Origin of the sequence: Ancylobacter novellus DSM 506 (assembly GCF_000092925.1) — a bacterium.
GTDB classification, from domain to species: Bacteria; Pseudomonadota; Alphaproteobacteria; order Rhizobiales; family Xanthobacteraceae; genus Ancylobacter; species Ancylobacter novellus.
Genome location: NC_014217.1, coordinates 3,234,932 through 3,259,409, shown reverse-complemented (window position 1 = coordinate 3,259,409; position 24,478 = coordinate 3,234,932). Strand labels below are relative to the sequence as shown.

The following is a 24,478-nucleotide window of genomic DNA, read 5'->3' as shown; positions in this document are numbered from 1 at the left end:
ATAAACAATCCAGCGATAGATTGAGACGGCGGCGCTTCCCTCCGGGACGGGGCGCGACAGCTCGGCGGGCCGGGGGCGGCGGACCGGAGGACAAGCGTGCAGAACCTGCTGTTGACGATTGCGAGCGCCATCATACTGGCCGTTGCGGCGGCCTTCGCGGCGCCGTTCGTCGTCGACTGGACGCAGTGGCGTCCGCAGTTCGAGGCGCAGGCCGCGCGCGTCATCGGCGCGCCGGTGGTGATCCGCGGGCCCATCGACGCGCAGATCCTGCCCACGCCGCGCATCGTGCTGCGCGACGTCTCCATCGGCGTCGACGGCGGCGGCACCGGGCTGGCGGCGGCCGAGGTCAACGGGCGCCTGTCGCTCAACGCGCTGATGCGCGGGCAGGTCGTCGCCGACCGGCTGGACATCCAGCGCCCGCGCATGCGGCTCGTGGTCGACGCCACCGGCAAGCTCGCTCTGCCCACCGGCGCGGTGCGGCCGGCCGGCTTCACCATCGCCGAGCTCGGCATCACCGACGGCTCTCTCGAGCTGGTCGACCGCGCCAACGACCGCACTTTCAAGGTCGACGACATCGACGTTACCGGTGACATCGCCGGCGCGCTCGGCCCGGCGCGGCTGGAGGGCGAGGTCGAGACCGATGGCGTGCGGCGCAAGCTGCGCGTCTCACTCGCCGCCTTCGCGCCGGACGGCACGGGCAAGCTGCGCCTTGGCCTGCAGAATGTCGGCTCGCCGCTCAGCATCGACGCCGACGGCGTGCTCAGCCTCGCCGGCGGCAAGCCGAGCTTCAATGGCCGCGCGGCGCTTGCCAAGGCGGCGACGCCGGCGCTGCGCGACGCAGACGGCACGACCCCGCCGGCCGATCCGCTGAAAGGCTGGAGCCTCGCCGGCACGGCCGACGTCACCGCGCAGGCCATCGCCGTCAGCGACCTCAGCCTGACGCTGGAGGCGGCGGAACGGCCGGTGGAACTCACCGGCACGGCGCGGCTGACAAGCGCGACCAAGGCGCAGCCCTCGCGGCTGGAGATGAAGCTCGCCGCCCGGCAGATCGACCTCAACGCCGCCACTGGCGGCGCTGCCCCGCTCGCCGCGTTGAACGCGCTGGCGGCCACGCTCGCGCCGCTGTCGGAGATCGCCGCCACCGGCACGCTGGACCTGTCGACCGACACCGTGCTGCTGTCCGGCGCGGCGATGCGCGAGGTGAAGGCCGGGCTCGACTGGACGCCGGCCGGCTGGCGCGCACGCACCATCCAGGCCAAGCTGCCGGGCGGGGCGCGGGCCTCCTTCTCCGGCAGCCTGCCGAGCGTCTCCGGCAAGGCCGACCCGAAGGCGGCGCTGTTCGGCGGCACCGCCGTGCTGGAGGCCGAGGACCTGCCGGCCTTCGCCAGCTGGGCGGCGCCGGAGGCGCGGACAATGGTGGCCGGGTTGCCGGGCGGGCCGGCGCGGCTCGCCGCCGATCTCAGTGTCAGCGCCGGGCGCTTCGCGCTCGACAAGCTCGATCTCACCGCCGGGGACGCGCGCTTCACCGGCACCGCCGCCTACAGCCTGCCACAGGATGGCGCGCGGGGACGCATCGACGCGGTGCTGGCGACGGAGAATGTCGATCTCGACATGATGCTGCCGGCGGCGCGGCGCCTCGTCGGGCTCGGCATGTCGCAGCTCGACCTCGGCCTCAGCCTCTCCGGCAAGCGGGTACGCTATGCCGGGTCGAGCGCGAAGAGCGTCGACGTCATCCTCAAAGGCGGCGCGGAAGGGCTCGGCATAGAGCGGCTCGCCATCGCCGATTTCGCCGGGCTGGACCTCACCGGCTCCGGCCGTCTTACCGGCCTCGACGGCACCAGCGATGCGGATGGCCGCTTCGAGGCCAAGCTCTCGGGCAGCCGCGCCGACGGGCTGCCGGCGCTGGCGCAGGCCATGGGCCTCACCCAGGCCGAGCCGATCCTCGCCGCCATGGGGCCGACCCTGGCGCCGGTCGACCTCAAGCTGACGCTGAATTCGAAAGCCGGGCGCACCACGCTGGAGGCGGGCGGCCAGCTCGGCAGCCTGACCGGCAGCGGCCGTGCGAGCCTGACCGCCGGACAAGTGGATGACGGCCGCGTGCAGCTCGACGCCAAGGACGGCAGCGCCGTGCTCACCCGCCTCGGCGTGCCCGGGCTGAAGCCCGGTCTCGGTGTGGCGAAGCTGGACCTCACCCTGGCGGACCGGCTCGACGCCACGCTCGCCTTTGCCGGCGCGCGGCTGACTGCCAAGGGCACGCTCGGTCGCGACCCGGAGGGGCGGCTGCAGCCGGACTTCGCGCTCAACCTCGACGGCGCCGACCTCGCCCTGCTGCTGCCCGAGCTGGCGGCGGGCGGCGCGCGCAAGGTGCCGGCCAATTTCAAGGGCACGCTGCGCCGCGACGGCGAGAGCTGGCGGGTGAGCGGCCTCAACGGTTCGATCGGCGGGCAGGCGCTCGACGGCAGCCTCGCCTATACGTCCGGGCGGCCGGTGGAGGCGGAGCTTTCCACCGCGAGCTGGAGCGTGCCGAAGGCGCTCGGCCTCGTCGCCGGCACTTCAACTGCCGCCAGCGGCGAGACCTGGCCGAAGGGCCGCTTCAGTGCGGCGGCGCTCGCCGGCGTCGCGGCCGACCTCCGGCTGAATGTCGGCAAATTCGAGCTGCCCGGCGGGCTCTCGCTCGGCGAGGCGAAGCTGCGCGCGCAGCTCGGCGGCGGGCGGCTGAATGTCGAGGACCTTTCCGGCTCGCTGGCCGGCGGGCGCCTTGCCGGACGTTTCAATCTCGGCCGGCAGGGCGAGGCGGCGCAGTTCGACGGCCATCTGACGCTGACCGGCGCCGACAGCGGACAATTGCTCGCCGCCGCCGGCATCGCCCGGCCGGGCGTGCGCGGCCGGGTGACGCTGGGGCTCGACCTCACCGGGCGCGGCAACTCGCCTTTCGCGCTGGCAAGCCAGCTTCAGGGACAGGGCAGCCTCGCGGTCGAGGGGCTGGAGATCGCTTATAGCGACCCGACCGCCCTGCAATATGTGATGCTGGCGACCGACCGCGGCCTGCCGCCGGACCAGCAGAAGCTGGTTCAGCTGCTCAATACCGGCCTGTCGCGCGGGCCGCTGAAGCTGGCGCGTGCCGAGAGCGCGGTGAGTGTCGTCGACGGCGTCGCCCGCACCAGTGCCGCGCGGCTGGCCGTGAGCGAGCAGCGCTTCGGGCTGAGTGGCTTCCTCGACATACCCGCGCTGAGCTTCGAGGCGACGCTGGAGATGGAGGACGCCGCCCGCGAGGGCCAGCCTGCCCAGCCCGCCGCGGCGGTGCAGTGGCGCGGCACGCTCGCCGCGCCGGAACGGCGCTTCGACATCACGGCGCTGACCGCCGCGATCAACATGCGCGCGCTGGACCGCGAGACCAAGCGGCTGGAAGCCGAATATGGCCGCACGCCGCTGACCAATGGCGGGCAGGCGACGGACCTGCCGCGCGCCCAGTACCCGCAACCCGCGCCGCAATCCTCGCCACAACCGGCGCCGCAACGCGCGCCGCAGGCGTCACCGCCGCGCCCTCCGGCGGCGGCCGCCCAGCCGCGGACCGTGCCGCAATCCTATTACGGGCAGTATGCCGCGCCGGGCGCCGCGGCTCCCGGCAGCGCCGCGCCGCCGCTGCCGCCGGCGGTGGTGATTCCGTCCGACCCGCTGCTCAGCCCGATCATGCAGCCGCCGCTGGCGCCGTGACGCCTCAGACCGTGACGAAGTCGCCGGCGGAGTAGCCCTGGAGATAGAGCAGGGCGGTGAGGTCGCCATGGTCGATGCGCACCTGCGCGGCCGCCGCCACCGCGGGCTTGGCGTGATAGGCGACACCGAGCCCGGCCTCGCCGAGCATGGCGAGGTCGTTGGCGCCGTCGCCGACCGCCAGCGTCTCATTGCGCGCGAGGCCTAGTTCCGTGCGCATTTCGATCAGCGCGGCGAGCTTGGCCTCGCGGCCGAGGATCGGCTCCTCGACCAGGCCGGCGAAGCTACTCCCTTCGGCGATCAGCACATTGGCGCGGTGGGCGTCGAAGCCGATCATTGCCGCGACGCGCGCGGTGAACAAAGTGAAGCCGCCCGACACCAGCAGTGCGTGCGCGCCATTCGCCTTCATCGTGCCGACAAGCTCGCGGCCGCCCGGCGTCAGACGGATGCGCTCGGCGATCACCTCGTCGACGACGGCGAGCGGCAGGCCCTTGAGCAGGGCGACGCGCTCGCGCAGCGCCGGCTCGAAGGCGATCTCGCCGCGCATGGCGCGCTCGGTTATCTCGGAGACATGCGCCTTCATGCCGGCATAGTCGGCCAGCTCGTCGATGCATTCCTGGCCGATCATGGTGGAATCCATGTCGGCGAGGAACAGCTTCTTGCGCCGGCCCGCGGCGGGAAGCACAGCGATATCGACGGGTCGGTCGCCGATGATCCCCCGCAAGGCGGCGATGTCGGCCTCGCCTTCAAAGGCGATTTCCGCCGCCATGCCCTCGTTCAGCCAGCGTGGCTCGCTCGCCGCCGGCAGTGCCGCTTTCGCAGCGGCAAGCAGGGCCGCATCGACGGCCGGCATGGCGGGATTGGAGATCAGGACGGCGACGTGGGAGGGGCGATCGGGCATCGGCGGTGACGAGAACCTTGCCGCCGGGGCGCCGACGGGCAAAAAGGGGCTGACAGGTGATTTCGAAGCGGAGACGGGCGTGACCGGCAGTGCTTCCCGCCCGCGCGCGGTGCTTATCGCAGGGCCGACCGCGAGCGGCAAGTCGGCGCTGGCGCTCAGCCTCGCCGAGCGCGCCGGCGGCGTGGTGATCAATGCCGATTCCATGCAGGTCTATGCCGATCTGCGCGTGCTCACCGCCCGCCCCACGGTGGAGGAGGAGGCGCGCGCGCCGCACCGCCTCTACGGCCATGTCGACGGCGCGGCGGACTATTCCGTCGCTCACTGGCTGGAGGATGCGCGGCGCGTGCTGGCCGAGGCGGGGGGCGAGGGAAGGCTGCCTATCCTCATTGGCGGCACCGGGCTCTATTTCAAGGCGCTGACGCAGGGCCTCTCGCCCATGCCGGCGATCCCGCCGGAGGTGCGCGAGAGGGTGCGCGCGCTCGACCTCGACGCGCCGGCGCTGCATGCGCGGCTCGCTTCGGTCGACCCGGAAACGGCGGCAAGGCTCAGGCCCTCCGACACGCAGCGGCTGATGCGGGCGCTGGAGGTGTTCGAGGCGACGGGCCGCCCGCTCGCGCGCTGGCAGGCCGAGCGCACCGAACCTCCGGTGCTGCCAGCGGAGGAGGCGGTGCGGATCTTCCTCGCCACCGACCGCACCGCGCTGCGCACGCGCATCGCCACGCGCTTCCATGTGATGATGGAGGAGGGGGCGATGGAAGAGGCGCGGGCTTTATTGGCGCGCAATCTTCCCGCCGACCGCACCGTGCTGAAGGCGCACGGCATGCCGTGGTTCGCCCGCCACCTCGCCGGCGGGATCACGCTCGACGAGGCGATCGAGGGCGCCATCCTCGACACCCGCCACTATGCCAAGCGGCAGGACACCTGGTTCCGTCACCAGCTCAAGGGGTGGAGCGCGATGACGGTGGAGGAAGCCGCCGGCCTCCTCGCGACGATGGCGTGAGCTTCACAGCCCCAGATCGGTCAGCCCCGGATGATCGGCCGGGCGGGGGCCGGAGCGATCCCAGTGGAACTTGCGCTCGCTCTCCTTGATCGGCAGGTCGTTGATGCAGGCATAGCGGTGGTGCATCAGGCCATTGGCGTCGAAGGCCCAGTTCTCGTTGCCGTAGGAGCGGAACCAGTTGCCGGAATCGTCGTGCCACTCATAGGCGAAGCGCACGGCGATATGCGCGTCGGTGAAGGCCCACAGCTCCTTGATCAGCCGGTAGTCGAGCTCCTTCGCCCATTTGCGGGTGAGGAAGGCGACGATCTCGGGCCGGCCGTTGATAAACTCGGCGCGGTTCCGCCACATGCTGTCGGGCGTATAGACCAGCGAGACGCGCTCGGGATTGCAGGAGTTCCAGCCATCCTCGGCGCCGCGGACCTTCTGGATCGCGGTCTCGCGGGTGAAGGGCGGCAGCGGCGGGCGGGTTTCGGTCATAGGGGCACCTTGGGCGAGGGTTGAACCCGCTGTGGCGGGACGCAGACGTCGCTGCGGCCCCGAGCTTAGGTCGCAGAGTGTGGCGCCATTGCAGGGACGCACGCGAGCAATGGACCGCGTTTCCGGCCCGCCCGCCGGACGCGGCGCTCAGTCCTCGTCGAAGATGCGGGTCACATGGCCCATCTTGCGGCCGGGCCGCGCCTCTTCCTTGCCGTAGAGGTGCAGATGCGCGCCGGGCTCCTCCAGCACGGCGAGCCAGTCGTCGGCCTCGTCGCCGATGAGGTTGGTCATCTCCACCCGGCCATAGCGCTCGACCGCGCCGAGCGGCCAGCCGGCGATGGCGCGCACATGCTGCTCGAACTGGCTGGTCACCGCGCCGTCCAGCGTCCAGTGGCCGGAATTGTGCACCCGTGGGGCGATCTCGTTGACGATGACGCCCTGCGCGCCATCGACCACCACGAGGAACATCTCCACCGCGAACACGCCGACATAGCCGAGCGCCTCGCCAATGCGCCGCGCGATCTCGCGCGAGACCGCCGCCACCGCGGGCGACACGTCCGCCGGCACGGTGGAGCGGTGGAGGATGTGGTGGCGGTGCTCGTTCTGCGTCACCTCATAGGCTTCGAAGCGGCCGTCCTCGGTGCGGGCGGCGACGATCGAGACCTCGCGCTCGAAGGGCACGAAGCCTTCGAGGATCGACGGGTGCCGGCCGATATGGGCGAATTTGGCGGCGGCATCGTCGCCCTCGCGGATGATCGCCTGTCCCTTGCCGTCATAGCCGAAGCGGCGGGTCTTCAGCACCGCCGGACGGCCGATCCGGTTGAGCGCCGCCTCCAGCTCCGCCTCGTCATGCACGGCGGCGAAGGGCGCGGTCTTGATGTTGAGGCCGGAGACGAACTCCTTCTCCTCAAGCCGGTCCTGCGTGATTCCAAGCGCATGCGGGCCGGGATGCACCGGTACATGGCGGGCGAGGAAGTCGGCGGTGTAGACCGGGACGTTCTCGAACTCGTAGGTGACGACGTCGACCGCGCCGGCGAAGCGCTCCAGCGCCGCGAGGTCGTCATAGGCGGCGCGGGTGTGGGCGCTCGCCACGTCGAAGGCGGGGCTGCCGTCCTCGGGCGCGTAGATATGCGCCTTCAGCCCCAGCGGGGCGGCGGCGAGGGCGATCATGCGGGCGAGCTGGCCGCCGCCGAGGATGCCGATGGTGTCGCCGGGCTTCAGCATGCGGGGAGTGGTCACGCCGGCCGCTCCGTCACCGCTTCGGTGCGCGCGGCGCGCCACGCGGCGAGCCGCTCGTCCAGCGCCGGATCGGACAGCGCCAGCACGGCGGCGGCGAGCAGGCCGGCATTCACCGCGCCGGCCTTGCCGATGGCAAGCGTGCCGACCGGCACGCCGGCCGGCATCTGCACGATGGAATGGAGACTATCGACGCCGGACAGGGCCTTCGATTCCACCGGCACGCCGAAGACCGGCAGGGTGGTGAGCGAGGCGACCATGCCCGGCAAGTGGGCGGCGCCGCCGGCGCCGGCGATGATCACCTTGAAGCCGGCCGCCTTCGCGCCCTTGGCGAAGGCGAACATGCGATCCGGGGTACGGTGGGCCGAGACGATGCGGCAGTCATGGCCAACGCCGAGCGCCTCCAGCGTCTCGGCAGCATGGCGCATGGTTTCCCAGTCCGACTGGCTGCCCATGATGATCGCGACGGGCCTCTCGCCCGCCGTCCGGGCCGTCAGGTCGCTCATTCGTGCTCGCACCCCCGTGAGGAAAGGCGCGGATTATAGGAATCGCGGCCCTTCCGGCAAGGGAGGAGCATGCGACAAACCCGCTGTTTTCCGATGGTGCGTGGTGCGATCATGCTTAACACGACCTTTACCGGCTCACGTCAAAGTGCCGCTGAGAGGCCGTCCGATTTGGGGAACTTTGCCGTTTTCGTGAGTTGAACGGGAGAGTTCCGGCGGTGGAATGTAGGGAACTGCCCTTGGCGGGAGGTCCCGCGTCCTGCCGGTAGGACGAAAGAGCAAGCGGAGAAGGCGATGTCGGGTCGCGGGAAAGAAGCGGGGCTGGGGCTTGGCGGGCGTCGCCCGGGAGGCGCGGCGGCGCTGCTGCTGTCGGCGGCCACCGGGCTCGCTCTGGCGAGCTTCGCCGGCGTCCCGCCTGTGCGGGCGCAGGAGATGTCCGGCGCGCCCATCGCGCTCGACCGCGCCGGCAACGGCACCGGCGGCTTCGAGGCCGGGCAGGGCGCCTCGCCGCTGCCGGCTGTCGCCGCCGACAACGAGCCCTTCGATATTTTCGGCAAGCGCCGGCCGAGCCCGGCGCGCAGCGCGGCGCTGGCGATGCGGCCGGAGCCGGCGCCCTTCCCGCTCAATGCGGCGCTGCCGGCCGAGCCCACCGTCGGCAAGGGCGCGCCGAATACCGGCGCGGGCACGCCCGGTGTGACCTCGCCGAGTCTCGCAACCCCTGCCTCGCCGCTGCCGGCGGCCGGCACCCCGGCCTCGGTGAAGCCGCCGCAGACGGCCGATTCGAACGCCCCCGGCGCGCAGGTGCCGGCGCGGCTGGCCGATCTCCTCGGCGGCCAGATCGTGCGCTTCGCCTCGCGTCCGGCGGACCAGCAGGCGCTCGTCGCCTTCTACACCGCCCGCGGCAACCAGCCGGCCTTCACCAGCGGCAACCATGTCTCGCCGCTCGGCCAGATCGCGCTCGACCAGTTCGCCGCCGCGGCGGTGGAGGGGCTGAACCCGGCCGACTATGCGGTGCCGGCGCTGCCGCCCAAGGCGAGCGACGCGCAGGTCGCGGAGATGGAGCTTCGCCTCGCCGCGACCGTGCTCACCTATGCCCGCCATGTGCAGAGCGGGCGCTTCGACCCGAAGACCATCTCCAAGGACGTCGATCCCTCGCCGACCGTGCCGGACCCGGCGGCGGTGCTGGCGCTGGTGTCGGGCTCGCCCAATCCGCGCGCGGCCTTCGACTCCTTCGCCCCGCAATATGACGAGTACAAGCTGCTCAAGGTGGAGCTCGCCAAGCTGATGGCGGAAGGGCGCGGCGTCACCCAGGTGCAGGTGCCGGCCGGGCCGATGCTGCGTCCGGGCGACAGCGATCCGCGCGTGCCGCTGCTGCGCGCACGCCTCGGCATCGGCGGCGCGCCGGAGGACACCGAATATGACAGCTTCCTTGCCGATGCGGTGCGGGACTTCCAGAAGCTCTCCGGCCTGAAGCCCGACGGCGTGGTCGGGCGCGGCACCCTCGCGGCGCTGAACGGGGCCGGCGGCGACCAGATGCCCGACATCATCGCCAATATGGAGCGCTGGCGCTGGGTGCCGCACCAGGTGGCGCCGGTCTATGTGATGGTGAACATCCCCGAATTCATGGTCCGGGTGGTGGTCAACGAGCAGACCGTGCACGAGACCCGCGTCGTCGTCGGCAAGCCGGACACGCAGACCCCGCTCATGTCGGAGAACATGCAGTACGCGGTGTTCAATCCGTCCTGGAACGTGCCGCCCAGCATCATCCGCAACGAGATGCTGCCCAAGCTGATGGCCGACCCCTATGCGCTGGAGCGCCAGGGCATCGACGTGGTGCGCAACGGGCGCATCGTCGATCCCGGCGCGATCGATTGGAGCCGCGGCGCCACCGGCTATTCCTTCCGCCAGGAGCCGGGCGAGCGCAACGCGCTGGGGCGGATGAAGTTCATGTTCCCGAACAAGCACGCGGTCTATCTGCACGACACGCCGAGCCGCTCGCTGTTCGCCCGCGAGCGCCGCGCCTTCAGCCATGGCTGCGTGCGCGTGCACGAGCCGCTCGCCTTCGCTGAGGCGCTGTTCGCGCTCGGCCTGCCCAATGAGGGCTGGAGCCAGCCGCGAATCGCCAAGCTGGTCGGCGGTAACGAGAAGTCGGTGACGCTGAAGCGCCGCTTCCCGGTGCACCTCGTCTATTTCAACACTTTCGTGGACGGCAATGGCCGCCTCGTCAGCCGCGAGGACCTTTACGGCATCAACGGCGCCACCAAGGCCATTCTCGGCCTCGACGGCGTGCGCCGGGTCGCGGCGGGCGGGGCGGGCACGCTGCGCCAGTAGCGGCGAATCATCCCGCCTTCGCAGCCGCAAAATGCCGAATCACCGCGCCATCTGTGTCATTGTCGACACAGGCGAGCAGAAAAATGGGCATTCTGTGGTAGTTTGTTACGAATTTGACCCCAAGGCACTCTTTTGCCACAGTCGCTTCCTAGCCAAGGAGGCAATAGGCGTGGGGGTTGGGCCGTAATGGCCTCTTAACCAAACCCGACAAGACTATGTTCACCATGTCCGGCGCGGGCGCTCTTGCCCGAGTCGTCTCAAGGAAACGTCGAGTACGGGTACGGGGTTCGTGGGCATTCATCTGGCTGTCGGCACAAACAAGGCTGCAAAGGCGCTCGCGCTCGCCGCGATCGTGACGCTTTGCAGCACGGATCTGCTGCAGGATGCGGTCGCCAATGGCGACACCCGCACCCTGAGCTTCCATCATGTCCATTCCGGCGCCGCCGCCACGGTCACCTTCAAGCGCAACGGACGCTACGACCCGGCGGCGCTGAAGCAGCTCAACGTGCTGATGCAGGATTGGCGGCGCAAAGAGCCGACCAATATGGATCCCCAGCTGTTCGACATCGTCTGGGAGGTCTATCGCGAGACCGGCGCGACGGCGCCGATCGAGATCATCGGCGGCTACCGTTCGCCCGCCACCAACGCCATGCTCCGCTCGCGCTCGCGCGGCGTCGCCCAAACCAGCCTGCACATGCAGGGCAAGGCGATGGACTTCTACATTCCCGGCGTGCCGTTGTCGAAGATCCGCGAGGCTGGCCTGCGCCTGCAGCGCGGCGGCGTCGGCTTCTACCCGACCTCCGGCTCGCCCTTCGTGCATCTCGACACCGGCGGCATCCGCCACTGGCCGCGCATGAGCCGGCCCGAACTCGCGCGCGTGTTCCCGAACGGGCGCACCGTGCATGTCCCGGCAGACGGCAAGCCGATGTCCGGCTATGCCCTGGCGCTGGCCGATGTCGAGGCCAAGGGCAAGGAGCCCGGCGGCGCCGGCGCGGCCTTCGCCGGCCTCGGCGGCGGCAACAATCCCAAGCGCAACGGCGCCAGCACGGCCGGATCCAAGAACATTTTCGCCAGCCTGTTCGGCGGCAAGGACGACGACGAGGACGATGCGCCGGCGGCGAGCACGACGCAGGTCGCCGACGCCGAGGAGGCGCCCGCCGCCAAGCCGGCGACGAATGCCGCCGCTGCCGCGCCGGTCGAGGTCGCCTCCGCCGCGCCGATGCCGCTGCCCATGCCCAATCCGCTGCCGCGCAGCGCCGCGCAGGAGACGCCTGCCGTTCCGGAGGAGGCGCCGATGGCGCTGGCCTTCGCCGGCCCGGCGCCGATGCCGCAGCCGAACCCGCTCTCGCGCGGCGCAGCGGCTTCTGTCGCTGCCGCGACCCCGCCGGCCTCGCCGCCGGTTCCCGCGTCCAGCCGTGCCGAGCTCGCCGCGCTCGCCGCCGCGATCCCGCTGCCGGGCGAGCGTCCGCCGAACCCGACCGGCGGACCGGCGGGCGTCACCCGCGCGCCCGTCACCACTGCTAATCCGCCGCTGCCCGAGGTCATCGTGCGCGGCACCGGCGGCCAGGGCCCGGCGCTTTCCTATGCCAATGCCGGCGGCGACATCTTCCCGCGCGAGCGGCTGCAGCCCGGCCGCGCGCCGAGCTCGCCGGCCACGGTCGCGAGCGAGCATGCGCGCCGCGCCCATTCGGCGGAGATGCTCACCGAAATCCGCCGGCTGTTCAGCGGCCCGACGGTCGCCTACAGCGTCACGCTGCGCACACCGGAGCTGAGGCGCTTCGCCGCCTTCGTCGCCCCGCCGCGGCAGGTGGTGGAGACGCATTTCGGGGCTGACGGCACGAACGGCCTTTCGACGGCCCGCTTCGAGGGCGCGGCCATCGTGGCGGTGCCGGTCGTGGCGATGATGTCCGGCCCCGCGCCGCTGAAGAACCCGCTCTGAGGCGGGGCGGTTCGCGTTCCCCAAGCCTGATTCTTAGCGCACCCTCATCCTGAGGTGCCGCCGAAGGCGGCCTCGAAGGATACTCGTCCGGGCGCGCTGTACCGACCATCCTTCGAGGCCCGACCGTTGGCCGGGCACCTCAGGATGAGGGTGTATGGGTAGTCGAGAGGGGCTGGACTCCCATCAGGGCTCCCACCGGATCGACGTCATGGCAGGGCTTGATCCGGCCATCCACGCCTTTGCCTGAGGCGGTGCGCGTAAGTCGTGGATCCCCGGGCCAAGCCCGGGGATGACGGTGTGTGGGCGGTGCCGGCGCGCGAGAGGACTGCCGGCAGGTTGGCGTCAGGCGGGAAGGCTGGGTGGCCGGGTCAAGCCCGGCCATGAGGAGGCGCAGTACGGCGTCGGCCCAGGGATCGGCCTCAGTTGCCGATCATGCCCAGCGCCTGCAGATAGAGGTCGACGATCGCCTCGTGCTCGGCGCGCTGGTCGGCGTCCTGCTTGCGGATCTTCAGGATCTCGCGCAGCGCCTTGACGTCGAAGCCGGTGCCCTTGGCCTCGGCGAAGACGTCCTTGATGTCGTCGGAAATGGTCTTCTTCTCTTCCTCCAGCCGCTCGATGCGCTCGATGAAGGATTTCAGCTGCTCCTTGGCGAAGCCGGCGGCGGCGTCGGACAGCGGCTGGTCGTTCGGAATGTCGGACATGGTCTCTCCGGGCAGGGTCTTGTCTGGATCGGGCGGGGCCCGGCTCTCAGGCATAAATCGGGCGGCGATGAGGAGCCGAACGCGGCCGGCGCGTCAAGGCGCGCGCACACTCACGCACCGCGCGGGCGCACGCTACGCCCGCTATCCACTGCCCATTGCGGCGGCGGGGCCGCGGCTCAGTGCGAGCCGGGGCCGGGGAAGGCGGCCTTCTGCTCCGGCGTCGCCTCGGACTGATAGGCGGCCTTCCACTCCTCATAGGGCATGCCGTAGACGGCGACCCGGCTCTCGTCCTTGGTCAGGGCGACCCCGCGTTCCTTGGCCGCGTCGAGATACCAGTTGGAGAGGCAGTTGCGGCAGAAGCCGGCGAGGTTCATCAGGTCGATGTTCTGCACGTCGGTGCGGGCGCGCAAGTGAGCGAGCAGACGGCGGAAGGCGGCCGCCTCCAGCTCGGTGCGGGTCTTGTCGTCGAGTTCGGGCATGAGGACCTCCGGGGCGCGTCAGGCCGCGCGCTCGTCCCTAGATAGGCGGTACGGGGCCGGTGCGCGAGCCGAAGGAGCGCACTTCGTGCAGTTCCCGCTTCGCCAGTATGTCCGGCAGGAGGCCGGCGAGCCGGTCGGCCCATTCGCGCTGGCCGTCCTCGTCGGTGATCAGGTCCTGCCGGATCTCCAGAAGCGTATGGGCGAGGCCGCGCAAGGTGCCGTGGCGGTACATGCAGTCGCCGCGCAGCGCGCCGTCATAGGGTTCGTTGTCGCCGACCATGAGGTCGCCGGGCGCGCCCAGCGCGTCGATCAATTCGCGGGTGAAGCGCGGGTCGCTGTCCCACAGCACGGCGGCGTGCCAGGGCCGGGCGAGGCCGCGCCAGACCGCGGTGAAGGAATGCATCGACAGGATCGCCGGCACCACGCCCTTTGCCAGCGCGGCGTCGATCTCCGCCTCGACGGCGGCGTGATAGGGGCGGTGATAGCGCTCGAGCCGCCGCTCGACCTCCGCTCCGTCCACATTGCGGTTGCCCGGCACGACGGCGCCGTCGGAGAGGCGCATCACCAGCGTCGGGTCGTCCTCGCCCCGGTTCGGGTCGATCAGCAGCCGCGAGAACCGGGTGAGCAGCGCCGGGCAGCCGAGCCGGTGCGCCAGCATGCGGGTGACGCCGGCGGCGCCGATGTCGTAGCCGATATGCCGCTCCAGCTCCGCCCTGGGCAGGCCAAGCGAGCCATAGCCGGGCGGCAGGGCGTTCGACGCGTGGTCGCAGAGCAGGATGAGGCCCGCCTCCAGCGTACCGGGGAGGTGCTCGAAGGCGGCGAATGCGTGCGTGGGATCGTCGTCCTGTCCGGCCGGGGCGGTCTCTTCGGTGGCGAGGCGGCGCATGTTTTCCCGTGACGTGCGGCCAGCGGCGCCGGCGCGTGTGCGGCTAAGTGAGGCGAGGATAGTGACGCGGGGCCTTGCGTGCCATAGGAATACGCCCGTTTCGCGTCGCGCGGCCGGATTCGAACCCGTCCGCATGCAATGATCGAAGCCGGCGTGAGACCGGCTGGGTGGCCCCTTTCCGGGGGCGGGGTAGGGGTTGTGATGTCTGACGTTTCCGCGCGTGCTTTCCTCGATCGTCTCTTCTCCGCCGCGGTCGCGGCCGCGCATCCCTCGACCTGCCTGCCGCCGGCCCTGCCGCCGCCGCCGGCCAATGGCCGCCTGATCCTGCTCGCCGCCGGCAAGGCCGCCGGCTCCATGCTGGAAGTGGCCGAGAAGCATTATCTCGACGAGCTGGGCTTCCCCTCCGAGCGGCTCGCCGGCATCGGCGTCGCCCGCCACGGCTATGGCCGCCCGACGCGGCTGCTGGAGATGGTCGAGGCCGGCCACCCGGTGCCGGACGGGGCGGGTCTCGCCGGGGCGCAGAAGGCGATCGACCTCGCGGCGTCCGCCACCGCGGACGACCTCGTGCTGGTGCTGCTCTCGGGCGGCGCCTCGGCCAACTGGATCGCCCCGGCCGAGGGCGTCGAGCTCGACGACAAGCGGGCGCTCACCCGCGCGCTGCTGCGCTCGGGCGCCAACATCACCGAGATCAACACGGTGCGTAAGCACCTCTCGCGTATCAAGGGCGGGCGGCTGGCGGCGCTGGCGCAGCCGGCCAAGGTGGTGACGCTCTCCATCTCCGACGTGCCGGGCGACGACCCGGCGGTGATCGGCTCCGGGCCGACCGTGCCCGATCCGACGACGCTCGCCGAGGCGCGCGACGTGCTCGCCCGCTACCGCATCGACCCGCCGCCCTCCATCGCGGTGGCGCTGCGCGACCAGGCCAATGAATCGCCCAAGCCCGGCGATGCGGCCTTCGCCAATTCCGAGTACATCCTCATCGCCCGCCCGGTGGACAGCTTCGTCGCGGCGGAGAAGATCGCCCGCGAGGCGGGGATCGAGCCGATCCTGCTCGGCGACAATCTCGAGGGCGAGGCCCGCGAGGTGGCGGGCGCGCAGGCGGCGCAGGCCGCGGCGCTGAAGGCGGCGGGCAAGAAGGCCGTGCTGCTCTCCGGCGGCGAGCTCACCGTCACCATGCGCGGCCAGGGCCGCGGCGGCCCGAACCAGGAATATGCGCTGGCGCTCGCCGTGGCGCTCAACGGCGCACCGGGCATCTATGCGGTGGCGGGCGACACCGACGGCACCGATGGCGGCGGCGGCGACGCGTCCGACCCGGCCGGCGCCTATGTGATGCCGGACACGCTGGCGCGCGCGAGCGCGGCCGGTCTCGTTCCCGCCGCCTTTCTCGACAACAACGACTCGACCAGCTTCTTCGAGGCTCTGGGAGACCTGCTGAACCCGGGGCCGACCTGCACGAATGTCAATGACTTCCGAGCCGTCTTCGTCGACGAGTAATCCTGCCGCCGGCCGCCTGCACCGGGCGGCGCGCGCGCTGCTGCCGGCGCTCGCGCTCGCGCCGTTCCTCGCCGTGCTGGCGCCCGAGCCGGCGGCGGCGGATTTCCGCCTGTGCAACCGCTCGACCAGCCGCGTCGGCATCGCGCTCGGCTACAAGGACGGCAATAGCTGGTCGACGGAGGGCTGGTGGAACATCGGCGCCAATAGCTGCGAGACGCTGCTGCGCGGCGACCTGGTGGCGCGCTACTACTATGTCTACGCCATCGACTACGATCTCGGCGGCGAATGGGCCGGCAAGGCCTTCATGTGCACGCGCGAGAAGGAGTTCACCATCCGCGGCATCGAGGACTGCCTGGCGCGCGGCTATGACCGCACCGGCTTCTTCGAGGTGGACACGCATGAGCAGAAGAGCTGGACGGTGCAGCTCACCGAGCAGAAGCAGCCCGCAGCCGCCGCGCCATTAACCGCCCCGCCGATGCCGCCCACCCCGCCGAAGCGGCCTTAGGGTCAGGCGGCGGAAGTCGCTCAGGCCGTTTCAGCCGTCATCCCGACCGCAGGCGAAGCCGGAGAGCCGGGATTGTGCTCCGCGTTCTGAGGGTCTCCGAAAAATCGACCTCATCCTGAGGTGCGAGCGCACCCGGACGAGCATCCTTCGAGGCCCGGCTCTTGCCGGGCGCCTCAGGATGAGGTTGATCGGGTTCTCAGGCACGCGATCCCGGATACGGCCTGCGGCCGTTCCAGGATGACGAAGTCGGAAGAGGGGGGCGCAGGCGCCCTCTCACTCGATCGGCAGCGCGGTGAAGCGGACCTGGCCTTCGGGGTCGGAGACCATGAGCAGGGCCGAACGGCGGCCTTCCTTCTTCAGCGCGGCGATGCGGTCCTCGACCTGCTTGGGCGTGCCGGTCGCCTCCTGGTTGACCTCGACGATGAGGTTGCCCGGGGCGATGCCGCGCTCGGCGGCGACCGAGCCGGGTTCGACCGTCATCACCACCACGCCCTTGAGCTCGTCCTTGATCTTGAAGCGGGTGCGCAGCTCCGGCGTCAGCTCCGCCACCTCCACGCCGAGCAGCTTGGTGGTGGCGACTGGCGGCGGCGCGTCGGGCTTCTGCTCCGGCGTCTCGGCCGCCTTTTCGGTGGCCTCGGTCTCGTTGAGGCGGCCGACCGTCAGCTTGAGGTGCTGCTCCTGGCCCTTGCGGACGATGACGACGTCGACCTCCTTGTCGACCGGCGTGTCGGCGACGATGATCGGCAGGGCGCGCATGTCCTTCACTTCCTTGCCGTCGAAGCTCACCACCACGTCGCCGGCCTTGAGCCCGCCCTTGGCGGCGGGGCCGTTATCGGTGACCGAGCCGACCAGCGCACCGCGCGGGCGGCCGAGCGACAGGCTCTCGGCGATCTCCGGCGTCACCTGCTGGATGCGCACGCCGATCCAGCCGCGGCGAGCCTCGCCGAACTCCTTGAGCTGGGCGATGATCGGGGTGGCGGTGTTCGAGGGCACGGCGAAGCCGATGCCGATCGAGCCGCCCGAGGGCGAGATGATGGCGGTGTTGATGCCGATCACGTCGCCGTCCATGTTGAACAGCGGGCCGCCGGAATTGCCGCGGTTGATGGCGGCGTCCGTCTGCAGGAAATTGTCGTAGGGCCCGGAATTGATGTCGCGGTTGCGGGCCGAGATCACGCCGACGGTGAGCGTGCCACCCAGCCCGAACGGGTTGCCGATCGCCATCACCCAGTCGCCGACGCGCAATATGTCGGAATTGCCGAACTTCACTGCCTTCAGCGGCTTGCCGGGCTCGGGTGTCACCTTGAGCAGCGCGAGGTCGATCTTGGTGTCACGGCCGACCACCTCGGCCTTGAGCTTCGAGCCGTCGGTGAAATTGGCGAAGATCTCGTCGGCGTCGGCGATGACGTGGTTGTTGGTGACGATGAAGCCGGACGCGTCGATGACGAAGCCCGAGCCGAGCGAGGAGACGCGGCGCGGGGCGTTGTCCTCGCCCTGCTGCTGACGGCGCTTGAAGAACTCCTCGAAGAATTCCTCGAAGGGCGAGCCGGGCGGCAGCTCGGGGGTCGGCACGCTGCGCGAGGGCGCCACGGTCTGGGAGGTGGAGATGTTCACCACGGCGTCCATCACCTGCGCGGCGGCGTCGGCGACGGTGTCGGGACCCTTGGTCGCGGCGGCGAGCGCGGCAGGCGGCACGGCAAGCGCGCCGGCGACGACGAGCCCGGCGGCGGCGAGGCCACGCGCCGCTCGCACGAGGCTCCACCGGCGCTCGGTGGGACGATCCGTGCCGGAACGCTCAAGGCATTGATGCATAAGGCCTCCTTGGCGCCGCCGCGCCGAATGCGGAACGGCGGGGCTCTGCGCCGCCCGCCGTGTTCCCGTCGACGCTAACCCGGCGGAAGCGCGATGCAAGCCAAAAGCGCGCGAGGCGGCGGGCCCGATCAGCGCGGGGTGGCGGGGGCGGAAGCGGCGTTCCCTGAGGTGCGGCATGCACCCTCATCCTGAGGTGCGAGCGCAGCGAGCCTCGAAGGGTGGTCGTTCGAGCGCGCCCGGACGAGCATCCTTCGAGGCCCGGCCGTTGGCCGGGCACCTCAGGATGAGGGTGTGCATGAGGGTAGGAGAATAGACGGCGCAGCCGTCCCTCAGCCGCGCACCAGCCAGACGATGACGAGGCCGACGATCGCGCCGATGAGGCCGGCGAGACGCAGCGGCGTGTCGGGTGTCTGGGCGATCGCCTCGGTGGCGCGCCGTACCGCTCCGGGTACGGCGGCCAGCATCAGACCCTCGATCACCAGTACGAGGCCGAGGGCGACGATGAGGTCATACATCGCCGCGTCAGTTCGCCGGCGCCGCCGGCGCCGGTGCCGCGGCGGCGGGGGCCGGCGCGGAACCAGGAGCCGCGGCGGGCGCGGCCGGGTTGTTGAAGAAGCGGAAGAACTCCGAATCCGGCGCCAGCAGCATCCGCGTGTCCCCGCTCTTCATCGAGGCCTCATAGGCCTGCATGGAACGGTAGAAGTCGAAGAAGCCGCGATCCTGCGTGTAGGCCTGCGCGAAGATCTCGTTGCGCTGGGCCTCGCCCTCGCCGCGCAGCTTGTCGGCGGTGGCGTTGGCTTCGGCGACGATGATCGTCGAATCGCGGTCGGAGCGGGCACGGATGGTCTGCGCCGCCTCCGCGCCCTGGGCGCGGATCTCGGCCGCCTCGCGCTGACGCTCGGTCTGCATGCGCTGGAATACCGCCTGGCTGTTGGCCTCCGGCAGGTCGGCGCGGCGGATGCGCACGTCGATCACGCTGATGCCGAAGCCGGCGGCCTCGCGGTTCACCTGGTCGCGGATGCGGCCCATCAGGGCCTCGCGCTGGTCGCGCACCACCTGTGTGAAGCTCGATTCGCCGAGCACGCGGCGCAGCGAGGAGTTCAGGATTGTGGCGAGGCGGGAATTGGCGCCCTCGATGGTCCCGACCGACTGGTAGAAGCGCAGCGGGTTGACGATGCGGTAGCGCGCGAAGGCGTCCACCACGAGGCGCTTCTGGTCGGCCGCGATCACTTCCTGCGAGGGGTTCTCGAGGTCGAGGATGCGCTTGTCGACGAAGATCACGCTGTCGACCAGCGGGATCTTCACGTTGAGGCCGGGCTCCTCGATGATGCGCACCGGCTCGCCGAAGCGCAGCACCAGCGCCTGCTGGGTCTGGTAGACCGTGAACAGCGCCGAATAGAGCCCGATGAGAACGAGCGCGGCAACGACCGCGAGGACGAGACCGAAGCTGTTCTTCATTTCACGGCTCCCTGGGCCGGCGCCGGGGTGGCGGGACGCCCGCCGATCGGGCCGAGCGGCAGGTAGGGCACGACGCCGGAGGCGCCGCTCGCCGCGGGGTCGATGATGATCTTGTCCATGCCGCCGAACACGCGTTCCATGGTTTCGAGATAGAGGCGCTGGCGGGTCACGTCCGGGGCCTTCTGGTACTGGGTCAGCACACTCAGGAAGCGCGAAGCCTGGCCGCGCGCCTCGATGATGGCGCGCTCCTTGTAGCCCTCGGCGCCCTGGGTGATGCGGGCCGCCTCGCCACGCGCCTCGGGGACGACGCGGTTGGCATAAGCCTGGGCCTCGTTCTGCAGGCGCTCGGCGTCGGCGCGGGCGGCCTGCACGTCGCGGAAGGCGTCGATGACCTGCGAGGGCGGGTCGACCTTCTGCAGCTGCACCTGGGTGATCAGGATGCCGGACTTGTAGCTGTCGAGCGTGTGCTGCATCAGCTCCTGCACCGCCGTCTCGATGTTCTGGCGGGCGCCGGTGAGGATCGGCTGGATGTTGGTGCGCCCGACCACCTCGCGCATGGCGCTCTCGGCCACCGCCTTGATGGTGCCTTCCGGGTTCTGGACGTTGAACAGGAAGTCGGCGGCGCCGATGTCCTCGGTCGAGCCGGGGGCCGCGGGCTTCACCATCCAGAACACGGCGAAGTCGACGTCGACGATGTTCTCGTCGCCGGTGAGCATCAGGCTCTCTTCCGAGACGTCGCGCATGGCGGCGCCGCGGCGCGGGTCGTCGCCGGTGCGGATGCCGATGTCGATGCGGTTGACGCGGGTGACCTGGGGGGTCAGCACGGTCTCGATCGGGTAAGGGAGGTGGTAGTTCAGGCCGGGATTGGTGGTGCCGACGAACTTGCCGAAGCGCAGGACGACGCCCTGCTCGTCGGGCTGGACGCGGTAGAAGCCGGAAAGCAGCCATACGAGGATGGCGAGCACCACGACGACCACGACGCCCTTGCCGCTGCCGAAGCCGCCGGGCATGGCGCTGCGCAGCCTCTCCTGGCCGCGGCGGATGAGTTCCTCGAGATCGGGAGAATTAGGTCCCGACGACTGCGGACCAGTGCCCCAGGGGCCGCGTGGACCACCACCCCATGGCCCACCGCTCTGGTTCTTCCACGACATGCCGCGCCCACTCCGTTTGCGCGCCCGGCAGAGCCCGGGCCCGCAAACGCAGAACCGTGAGACGCCGCCGTGCAGAAAAGCCCACGCCTCACCGTCCGATGGACGCGGAGAGGCGGTTATAGGTGACGCGGCATCTGGTTACAACGCGTCGCCGGGCCGCTGATATGGGGGACGGTGGCGTCTTACGCAACGGTAGAACGCGCGGGCGCATGACGCTCGACGTGTTCCATAGTGTCGCGGGAGTTCGGCGGATTTCGATAGTGCGCGAGCACATAGAGGCGGATGGCAGAGGACAGGTTGCCCTGATTGCGGCCCGAGTCGATGGAGGCCACAATCTCCGACAGCGTGCTACGCCGATTGGCGGCGATTTCCTTCAGGGCATCCCAGAACTGATCTTCCAGGCTGACACTGGTCTTGTGCCCTGCAATTACGATCGACCGCTTAACCACGGGGCTCTTCATGTGTCGTCCTCTCGTATGCGCAAGTGCCCGTCGAGCGACTTGGCCTTCAACCGCTCCGCGGCCGCATCCAGCTCGCGTTGAGCCTTTGTCCGGCCAAACTCCAAACGCCGCTCCGCGGCAGTTTGTTCCGCGCGATCGCGCGCGGCGCGTTTGCGGTAGCGGTTGAGATTTACAACGTCAGCCACGAGCATCCATTTCCAGCCAGGAGCAGAATAGTCGCGATAACAAGTCAATGCGTCATCGATTCAACTTGTAGACCTGATAATATCGGCAAAAGTTTGATGTCGCCAGATACCGCGTCACCATGGACATTCCGTCCTATTATTTAATTCGAACCAATTTTGAGATATGGCGGGTATTATAGTACAAGATCAATGGTAGTATTTTAATACCATTTGCGGTTTCGCCGATAAGTGATCGACCTGCTTGCTCACGCCTTCGTGATGTCCCGCCGTCATTTTCGGCCGGCGGGGCAGGCCGCCTTCCGGCGCATTTGCCCCCATTCGTGCGCGTGCTAAACCGACCGCGCCGTCCCGCTCGCCGGCACGGTCATTAGGACGCCCGTTCCCGAAAGGCTTTGACGATGAGCAAGACCCGCATCGAGACCGACACATTCGGTCCCATCGAGGTGGAGAGCGACAAGTACTGGGGCGCGCAGGCGCAGCGCTCGCTCGGCAATTTCAAGATCGGCTGGGAAAAGCAGCCGCTGCCGGTGATCCGCGCTCTCGGGGTGATCAAGCGGGCGGCGGCGGAGACCAATCGCGAACTCGGCCATCTCGATCCGAAGATCGCCGAGGCCATCGTCCAGGCGGCGCAGGAAGTCATCGACGGCAAGCTCGACGCGCATTTTCCGCTCGCGGTCTGGCAGACCGGCTCGGGCACGCAGTCCAACATGAACGCCAACGAGGTGATCTCGAACCGTGCCATCGAGATCCTCGGCGGCAAGCTCGGCTCCAAGAAGCCGGTGCACCCGAACGACCACGTCAATATGAGCCAGTCCTCCAACGACACCTACCCGACCGCGATGCACATCGCGGCGGCGGAGGAACTGGTCAACGAACTCATCCCGGCGCTGACCAAGCTGCGCGACGCGCTTGCCGCCAAGGCCGAAGCCTGGGCCGACATCATCAAGATCGGCCGCACCCACACGCAGGACGCCACGCCGCTCACCCTCGGCCAGGAATTCTCCGGCTACACCCAGCAGGTGACCAACGGCATCGCCCGCATCGAGCAGACCCTGCCGGCGCTGATGGAGCTGGCGCAGGGCGGCACCGCGGTCGGCACCGGGCTCAACGCGCCGCTCGGCTTCGCCGAGAAGGTGGCGGCCAAGATCGCCGAGATCACCGGCCTGCCCTTTACCTCGGCGCCGAACAAGTTCGAGGCGCTCGCCGCCCATGACGCCATGGTGTTCTCGCACGGGGCGATCAACACGGTGGCGGTGTCGCTGTTCAAGATCGCCAACGACATCCGCCTGCTCGGCTCCGGCCCGCGCTCGGGCCTCGGCGAGCTCTCCCTGCCGGAGAACGAGCCGGGCTCCTCGATCATGCCGGGCAAGGTGAACCCGACGCAGTGCGAGGCGCTCACCCAGGTCTGCGTGCAGGTGTTCGGCAACAATGCCGCGCTCAGCTTCGCCGGCAGCCAGGGCCATTTCGAGCTGAACGTCTACAACCCGGTGATGGCGTACAATTTCGTCCAGTCGGTGCGCCTGCTCTCCGACGCGGCGATCAGCTTCACCGACAACTGCGTCGTCGGCATTGAGCCGCGCGCGGACAATATCAAGGCGGCGCTGGAGCGCTCGCTGATGCTGGTGACCGCGCTGGCGCCGAAGATCGGCTACGATAACGCGGCCAAGATCGCCAAGACCGCGCACAAGAACGGCACCACCCTGCGCGAAGAGGCGGTCGGCGGCGGCTACGTCACCAACGAGGAATTCGACGCCGTCGTCCGCCCGGAGAAGATGATTTCGCCGGGTTAATGGCTATTCATGAATCTGAACGGCCATTCATCTATGTTGCTGAAAGTTATCAGGATTTATTACCGAAGTTTCATTTGAGATTCTTCGGTATTCGCGACAGCATCGGCCTCACCTTCTTCAAGGAGATGAGGCCGATGAAACGCACGATTATCGCCGCTACCGCCGCCGCCCTGCTTGCCAGCGCCACCTTCGGCATCGCGGCGCCGGAGTTCCGCCCCGGCGGGCGTCCCCATGCCACGCCGCAGCAGATGGCCGAGTTCGCCGGCGCCATGAGCGATGCGCGCATCGCCGCGCTGCATGCCGGGCTGCGCCTCACCCCCGATCAGGAGAAGCTCTGGCCGGCGCTGGAGAGCGCGCTTCAGGACGCCTCGAAGCAGCGCATCGAACGCCGGGCCGAACGCCGCGCCGAGAGGGCGGAGCAGGCCAAGACCGACACGTCCAAGACCGACACGTCCAAGAATGATGCGGCCACCGACGACAGCGCCGCGGACGAAACCGCCAAGGCGGAGCGTCCCGACGTGATCGAGCGCCTGCGTGAGCGCGCCGACGGCATGGTCGAGCGCGGTGAGACGATGAAGAAGCTCGCCGACGCGGCCGCGCCGCTCTACGACAGCCTCGACGACGCGCAGAAGCGCCGCTTCGGCGTGCTGTTCCGGCAGACGCAGAACCCGCACATGGCCTTCGCCGGCCATGAGGGCAAGCGCGGCTGGGGCCACGGCCCGCACCGCTTCGGCCCTGGCGGCGAGGGCGGCCCGATGCACCACCGCATGGGCCCCGGCCCGATGCCGGGCGGTCCCGACGGCCCCGCTGCCGATGGCCCCGAGGGCGAGCCGCTCTGAGCGGCACCGCTCCCTTCCCGGACCAATGCCTCCCGAGCACCCCCTCGCTCGCAACTGCCGCCGGCCATGCGCCGGCGGCTTTTTCGTTCAGCCTTCCGCCAGCCTGCCGAGCGGCTCGCCGCTGACGCGCTGCATCGTCCACGCGTCGAGCGGAATTGCGCCGACCGAGCGGTAGAAGCGGATCGCCGGCTCGTTCCAGTCGAGCACGTTCCACTCGAAGCGGCCGAGTTCCTCCTCGACGCAGCGCTGCGCTAGCCGGCGCATCAGCGCCTTGGCGATGCCGCGTCCGCGGTAGGCGGGACGCACGAAGATATCCTCCAGGAAGATTCCGTGCCGGCCGCGGAAGGTGGAGTAGGTGTAGAACCACAGCGCGAAGCCGGCAGGCACGCCATCCCACTCGCCGATATCGCAGAACGCCTTGGGATCGGCGCCGAACAGGTCGCGCTCGATGTCCGCCGGCGTCGCCTCGACCTCGTGGCGCAGCCTCTCGTAATCCGCGAGCTCGCAGACGAAGTCGAAGATGAGCCCGGAATCGTCCGGCCGTGCGGGGCGGAGGGTGAGGGACATGAGCAAGTCTCTGTTTCGGATTATCCATCCCGATCAACCTCATCCTGAGGTGCCC

Annotated in this window: 22 protein-coding genes; 8 read left to right on the top strand and 14 right to left on the bottom strand. The window is 69.9% G+C overall.

The features are described 5' to 3' along the window. The first annotated feature begins 96 nt into the window (after positions 1-96). Complete coding sequence (locus SNOV_RS15470; protein ID WP_013167897.1) at positions 97-3,714, top strand: AsmA family protein; 3,618 nt, start codon at positions 97-99, stop codon at positions 3,712-3,714. A 4-nt stretch (positions 3,715-3,718) separates the two neighbouring features. Here SNOV_RS15470 and serB read toward each other — a convergent pair whose 3' ends face one another. After that, entirely contained in the window at positions 3,719-4,612 is an 894-nt protein-coding gene (gene serB / locus SNOV_RS15465; protein ID WP_013167896.1) for a phosphoserine phosphatase SerB, read from the bottom strand. 79 nt (positions 4,613-4,691) lie between these two features. Here serB and miaA point away from each other — a divergent pair, with 79 nt between their 5' ends. Beyond that, a complete protein-coding gene (gene miaA, locus SNOV_RS15460; RefSeq protein ID WP_013167895.1) occupies positions 4,692-5,612 on the top strand; it encodes a tRNA (adenosine(37)-N6)-dimethylallyltransferase MiaA in 921 nt (306 codons plus the stop codon). 3 nt (positions 5,613-5,615) lie between these two features. Here miaA and SNOV_RS15455 read toward each other — a convergent pair whose 3' ends face one another. From SNOV_RS15455 to purE, 3 genes are all read right to left on the bottom strand, one after another. Next, entirely contained in the window at positions 5,616-6,089 is a 474-nt protein-coding gene (locus SNOV_RS15455; protein ID WP_013167894.1) for a nuclear transport factor 2 family protein, read from the bottom strand. Between the two features lie 147 nt (positions 6,090-6,236). Then, the gene (locus tag SNOV_RS15450; RefSeq protein WP_187291151.1) at positions 6,237-7,313 is read right to left on the bottom strand and encodes a 5-(carboxyamino)imidazole ribonucleotide synthase; all 1,077 of its coding nucleotides are present in this window, start codon (positions 7,311-7,313) and stop codon (positions 6,237-6,239) included. Positions 7,314-7,324: 11 nt separating this feature from the next. Then, entirely contained in the window at positions 7,325-7,831 is a 507-nt protein-coding gene (gene purE, locus SNOV_RS15445; RefSeq protein ID WP_013167892.1) for a 5-(carboxyamino)imidazole ribonucleotide mutase, read from the bottom strand. Between the two features lie 291 nt (positions 7,832-8,122). Here purE and SNOV_RS15440 point away from each other — a divergent pair, with 291 nt between their 5' ends. Together SNOV_RS15440 and SNOV_RS15435 are read left to right on the top strand one after the other, a co-directional pair. Beyond that, positions 8,123-10,159 carry a L,D-transpeptidase scaffold domain-containing protein gene (locus SNOV_RS15440; protein WP_013167891.1) on the top strand — a complete coding sequence of 679 codons (2,037 nt, stop codon included), beginning with the start codon at positions 8,123-8,125 and terminating at the stop codon, positions 10,157-10,159. 289 nt (positions 10,160-10,448) lie between these two features. Beyond that, positions 10,449-12,098: a peptidoglycan L,D-endopeptidase MepK gene (locus SNOV_RS15435; RefSeq protein WP_013167890.1), complete on the top strand. Its 1,650-nt coding sequence runs from the start codon at positions 10,449-10,451 to the stop codon at positions 12,096-12,098. Positions 12,099-12,517: 419 nt separating this feature from the next. On the opposite strand, the gene SNOV_RS15430 is transcribed toward SNOV_RS15435, so the two are convergent. From SNOV_RS15430 to SNOV_RS15420, 3 genes are all read right to left on the bottom strand, one after another. Then, complete coding sequence (locus SNOV_RS15430; protein WP_013167889.1) at positions 12,518-12,799, bottom strand: DUF2312 domain-containing protein; 282 nt, start codon at positions 12,797-12,799, stop codon at positions 12,518-12,520. A gap of 176 nt (positions 12,800-12,975) precedes the next feature. Beyond that, positions 12,976-13,278 (bottom strand): DUF1244 domain-containing protein, encoded by a 303-nt coding sequence (locus SNOV_RS15425; RefSeq protein ID WP_013167888.1) that lies wholly within the window; start codon positions 13,276-13,278, stop codon positions 12,976-12,978. Positions 13,279-13,315: 37 nt separating this feature from the next. Beyond that, entirely contained in the window at positions 13,316-14,164 is an 849-nt protein-coding gene (locus SNOV_RS15420) for an N-formylglutamate amidohydrolase (protein ID WP_013167887.1), read from the bottom strand. Between the two features lie 201 nt (positions 14,165-14,365). Between SNOV_RS15420 and SNOV_RS15415 the strand changes: the two genes are divergently transcribed. Both SNOV_RS15415 and SNOV_RS15410 read left to right on the top strand, forming a co-directional pair. Beyond that, positions 14,366-15,658 (top strand): glycerate kinase type-2 family protein, encoded by a 1,293-nt coding sequence (locus SNOV_RS15415; protein ID WP_013167886.1) that lies wholly within the window; start codon positions 14,366-14,368, stop codon positions 15,656-15,658. After that, positions 15,627-16,163, top strand: coding sequence for a DUF1036 domain-containing protein (locus SNOV_RS15410; RefSeq protein ID WP_013167885.1), 537 nt, complete (start codon positions 15,627-15,629; stop codon positions 16,161-16,163). The genes SNOV_RS15415 and SNOV_RS15410 overlap by 32 nt, the downstream gene beginning before the upstream one ends. 273 nt (positions 16,164-16,436) lie before the next feature. On the opposite strand, the gene SNOV_RS15405 is transcribed toward SNOV_RS15410, so the two are convergent. From SNOV_RS15405 to SNOV_RS15380, 6 genes are all read right to left on the bottom strand, one after another. After that, positions 16,437-17,972, bottom strand: a complete 1,536-nt coding sequence (locus tag SNOV_RS15405; RefSeq protein WP_013167884.1) for a Do family serine endopeptidase — start codon at positions 17,970-17,972, stop codon at positions 16,437-16,439. Between the two features lie 329 nt (positions 17,973-18,301). Then, positions 18,302-18,487: a DUF2065 domain-containing protein gene (locus SNOV_RS15400; protein ID WP_013167883.1), complete on the bottom strand. Its 186-nt coding sequence runs from the start codon at positions 18,485-18,487 to the stop codon at positions 18,302-18,304. Between the two features lie 7 nt (positions 18,488-18,494). Further along, positions 18,495-19,430: a protease modulator HflC gene (hflC, locus tag SNOV_RS15395; RefSeq protein WP_013167882.1), complete on the bottom strand. Its 936-nt coding sequence runs from the start codon at positions 19,428-19,430 to the stop codon at positions 18,495-18,497. Then, positions 19,427-20,581: an FtsH protease activity modulator HflK gene (gene hflK, locus SNOV_RS15390; protein WP_013167881.1), complete on the bottom strand. Its 1,155-nt coding sequence runs from the start codon at positions 20,579-20,581 to the stop codon at positions 19,427-19,429. Before hflK ends, hflC begins: the two co-directional genes overlap by 4 nt. 182 nt (positions 20,582-20,763) lie before the next feature. Continuing rightward, on the bottom strand, positions 20,764-21,042 hold the full coding sequence (locus SNOV_RS15385; RefSeq protein WP_013167880.1) for a ribbon-helix-helix domain-containing protein: 279 nt from the start codon (positions 21,040-21,042) through the stop codon (positions 20,764-20,766). Further along, a complete protein-coding gene (locus SNOV_RS15380; RefSeq protein WP_013167879.1) occupies positions 21,039-21,233 on the bottom strand; it encodes a DUF4169 family protein in 195 nt (64 codons plus the stop codon). The genes SNOV_RS15385 and SNOV_RS15380 overlap by 4 nt, the downstream gene beginning before the upstream one ends. 392 nt (positions 21,234-21,625) lie before the next feature. Here SNOV_RS15380 and fumC point away from each other — a divergent pair, with 392 nt between their 5' ends. Both fumC and SNOV_RS15370 read left to right on the top strand, forming a co-directional pair. After that, on the top strand, positions 21,626-23,017 hold the full coding sequence (gene fumC / locus SNOV_RS15375) for a class II fumarate hydratase (protein WP_013167878.1): 1,392 nt from the start codon (positions 21,626-21,628) through the stop codon (positions 23,015-23,017). 134 nt (positions 23,018-23,151) lie between these two features. After that, positions 23,152-23,856, top strand: a complete 705-nt coding sequence (locus SNOV_RS15370) for a Spy/CpxP family protein refolding chaperone (RefSeq protein WP_041783463.1) — start codon at positions 23,152-23,154, stop codon at positions 23,854-23,856. A gap of 87 nt (positions 23,857-23,943) precedes the next feature. On the opposite strand, the gene SNOV_RS15365 is transcribed toward SNOV_RS15370, so the two are convergent. After that, positions 23,944-24,423, bottom strand: a complete 480-nt coding sequence (locus SNOV_RS15365) for a GNAT family N-acetyltransferase (protein WP_013167876.1) — start codon at positions 24,421-24,423, stop codon at positions 23,944-23,946. Positions 24,424-24,478 lie beyond the last annotated feature (55 nt).

What these genes read in the sequence shown, in the direction of transcription:
- serB (WP_013167896.1), bottom strand. Translation starts at nt 4,612, where the DNA reads ATGCCCGATCGCCCCTCCCACGTCGCCGTCCTGATCTCCAATCCCGCC.
- SNOV_RS15455 (WP_013167894.1), bottom strand. Translation starts at nt 6,089, where the DNA reads ATGACCGAAACCCGCCCGCCGCTGCCGCCCTTCACCCGCGAGACCGCG.
- SNOV_RS15450 (WP_187291151.1), bottom strand. Translation starts at nt 7,313, where the DNA reads ATGCTGAAGCCCGGCGACACCATCGGCATCCTCGGCGGCGGCCAGCTC.
- purE (WP_013167892.1), bottom strand. Translation starts at nt 7,831, where the DNA reads ATGAGCGACCTGACGGCCCGGACGGCGGGCGAGAGGCCCGTCGCGATC.
- SNOV_RS15440 (WP_013167891.1), top strand. Translation starts at nt 8,123, where the DNA reads ATGTCGGGTCGCGGGAAAGAAGCGGGGCTGGGGCTTGGCGGGCGTCGC.
- SNOV_RS15430 (WP_013167889.1), bottom strand. Translation starts at nt 12,799, where the DNA reads ATGTCCGACATTCCGAACGACCAGCCGCTGTCCGACGCCGCCGCCGGC.
- SNOV_RS15425 (WP_013167888.1), bottom strand. Translation starts at nt 13,278, where the DNA reads ATGCCCGAACTCGACGACAAGACCCGCACCGAGCTGGAGGCGGCCGCC.
- SNOV_RS15420 (WP_013167887.1), bottom strand. Translation starts at nt 14,164, where the DNA reads ATGCGCCGCCTCGCCACCGAAGAGACCGCCCCGGCCGGACAGGACGAC.
- SNOV_RS15415 (WP_013167886.1), top strand. Translation starts at nt 14,366, where the DNA reads ATGTCTGACGTTTCCGCGCGTGCTTTCCTCGATCGTCTCTTCTCCGCC.
- SNOV_RS15410 (WP_013167885.1), top strand. Translation starts at nt 15,627, where the DNA reads ATGACTTCCGAGCCGTCTTCGTCGACGAGTAATCCTGCCGCCGGCCGC.
- SNOV_RS15405 (WP_013167884.1), bottom strand. Translation starts at nt 17,972, where the DNA reads ATGCATCAATGCCTTGAGCGTTCCGGCACGGATCGTCCCACCGAGCGC.
- SNOV_RS15400 (WP_013167883.1), bottom strand. Translation starts at nt 18,487, where the DNA reads ATGTATGACCTCATCGTCGCCCTCGGCCTCGTACTGGTGATCGAGGGT.
- hflC (WP_013167882.1), bottom strand. Translation starts at nt 19,430, where the DNA reads ATGAAGAACAGCTTCGGTCTCGTCCTCGCGGTCGTTGCCGCGCTCGTT.
- hflK (WP_013167881.1), bottom strand. Translation starts at nt 20,581, where the DNA reads ATGTCGTGGAAGAACCAGAGCGGTGGGCCATGGGGTGGTGGTCCACGC.
- SNOV_RS15385 (WP_013167880.1), bottom strand. Translation starts at nt 21,042, where the DNA reads ATGAAGAGCCCCGTGGTTAAGCGGTCGATCGTAATTGCAGGGCACAAG.
- SNOV_RS15380 (WP_013167879.1), bottom strand. Translation starts at nt 21,233, where the DNA reads ATGCTCGTGGCTGACGTTGTAAATCTCAACCGCTACCGCAAACGCGCC.
- fumC (WP_013167878.1), top strand. Translation starts at nt 21,626, where the DNA reads ATGAGCAAGACCCGCATCGAGACCGACACATTCGGTCCCATCGAGGTG.
- SNOV_RS15370 (WP_041783463.1), top strand. Translation starts at nt 23,152, where the DNA reads ATGAAACGCACGATTATCGCCGCTACCGCCGCCGCCCTGCTTGCCAGC.
- SNOV_RS15365 (WP_013167876.1), bottom strand. Translation starts at nt 24,423, where the DNA reads ATGTCCCTCACCCTCCGCCCCGCACGGCCGGACGATTCCGGGCTCATC.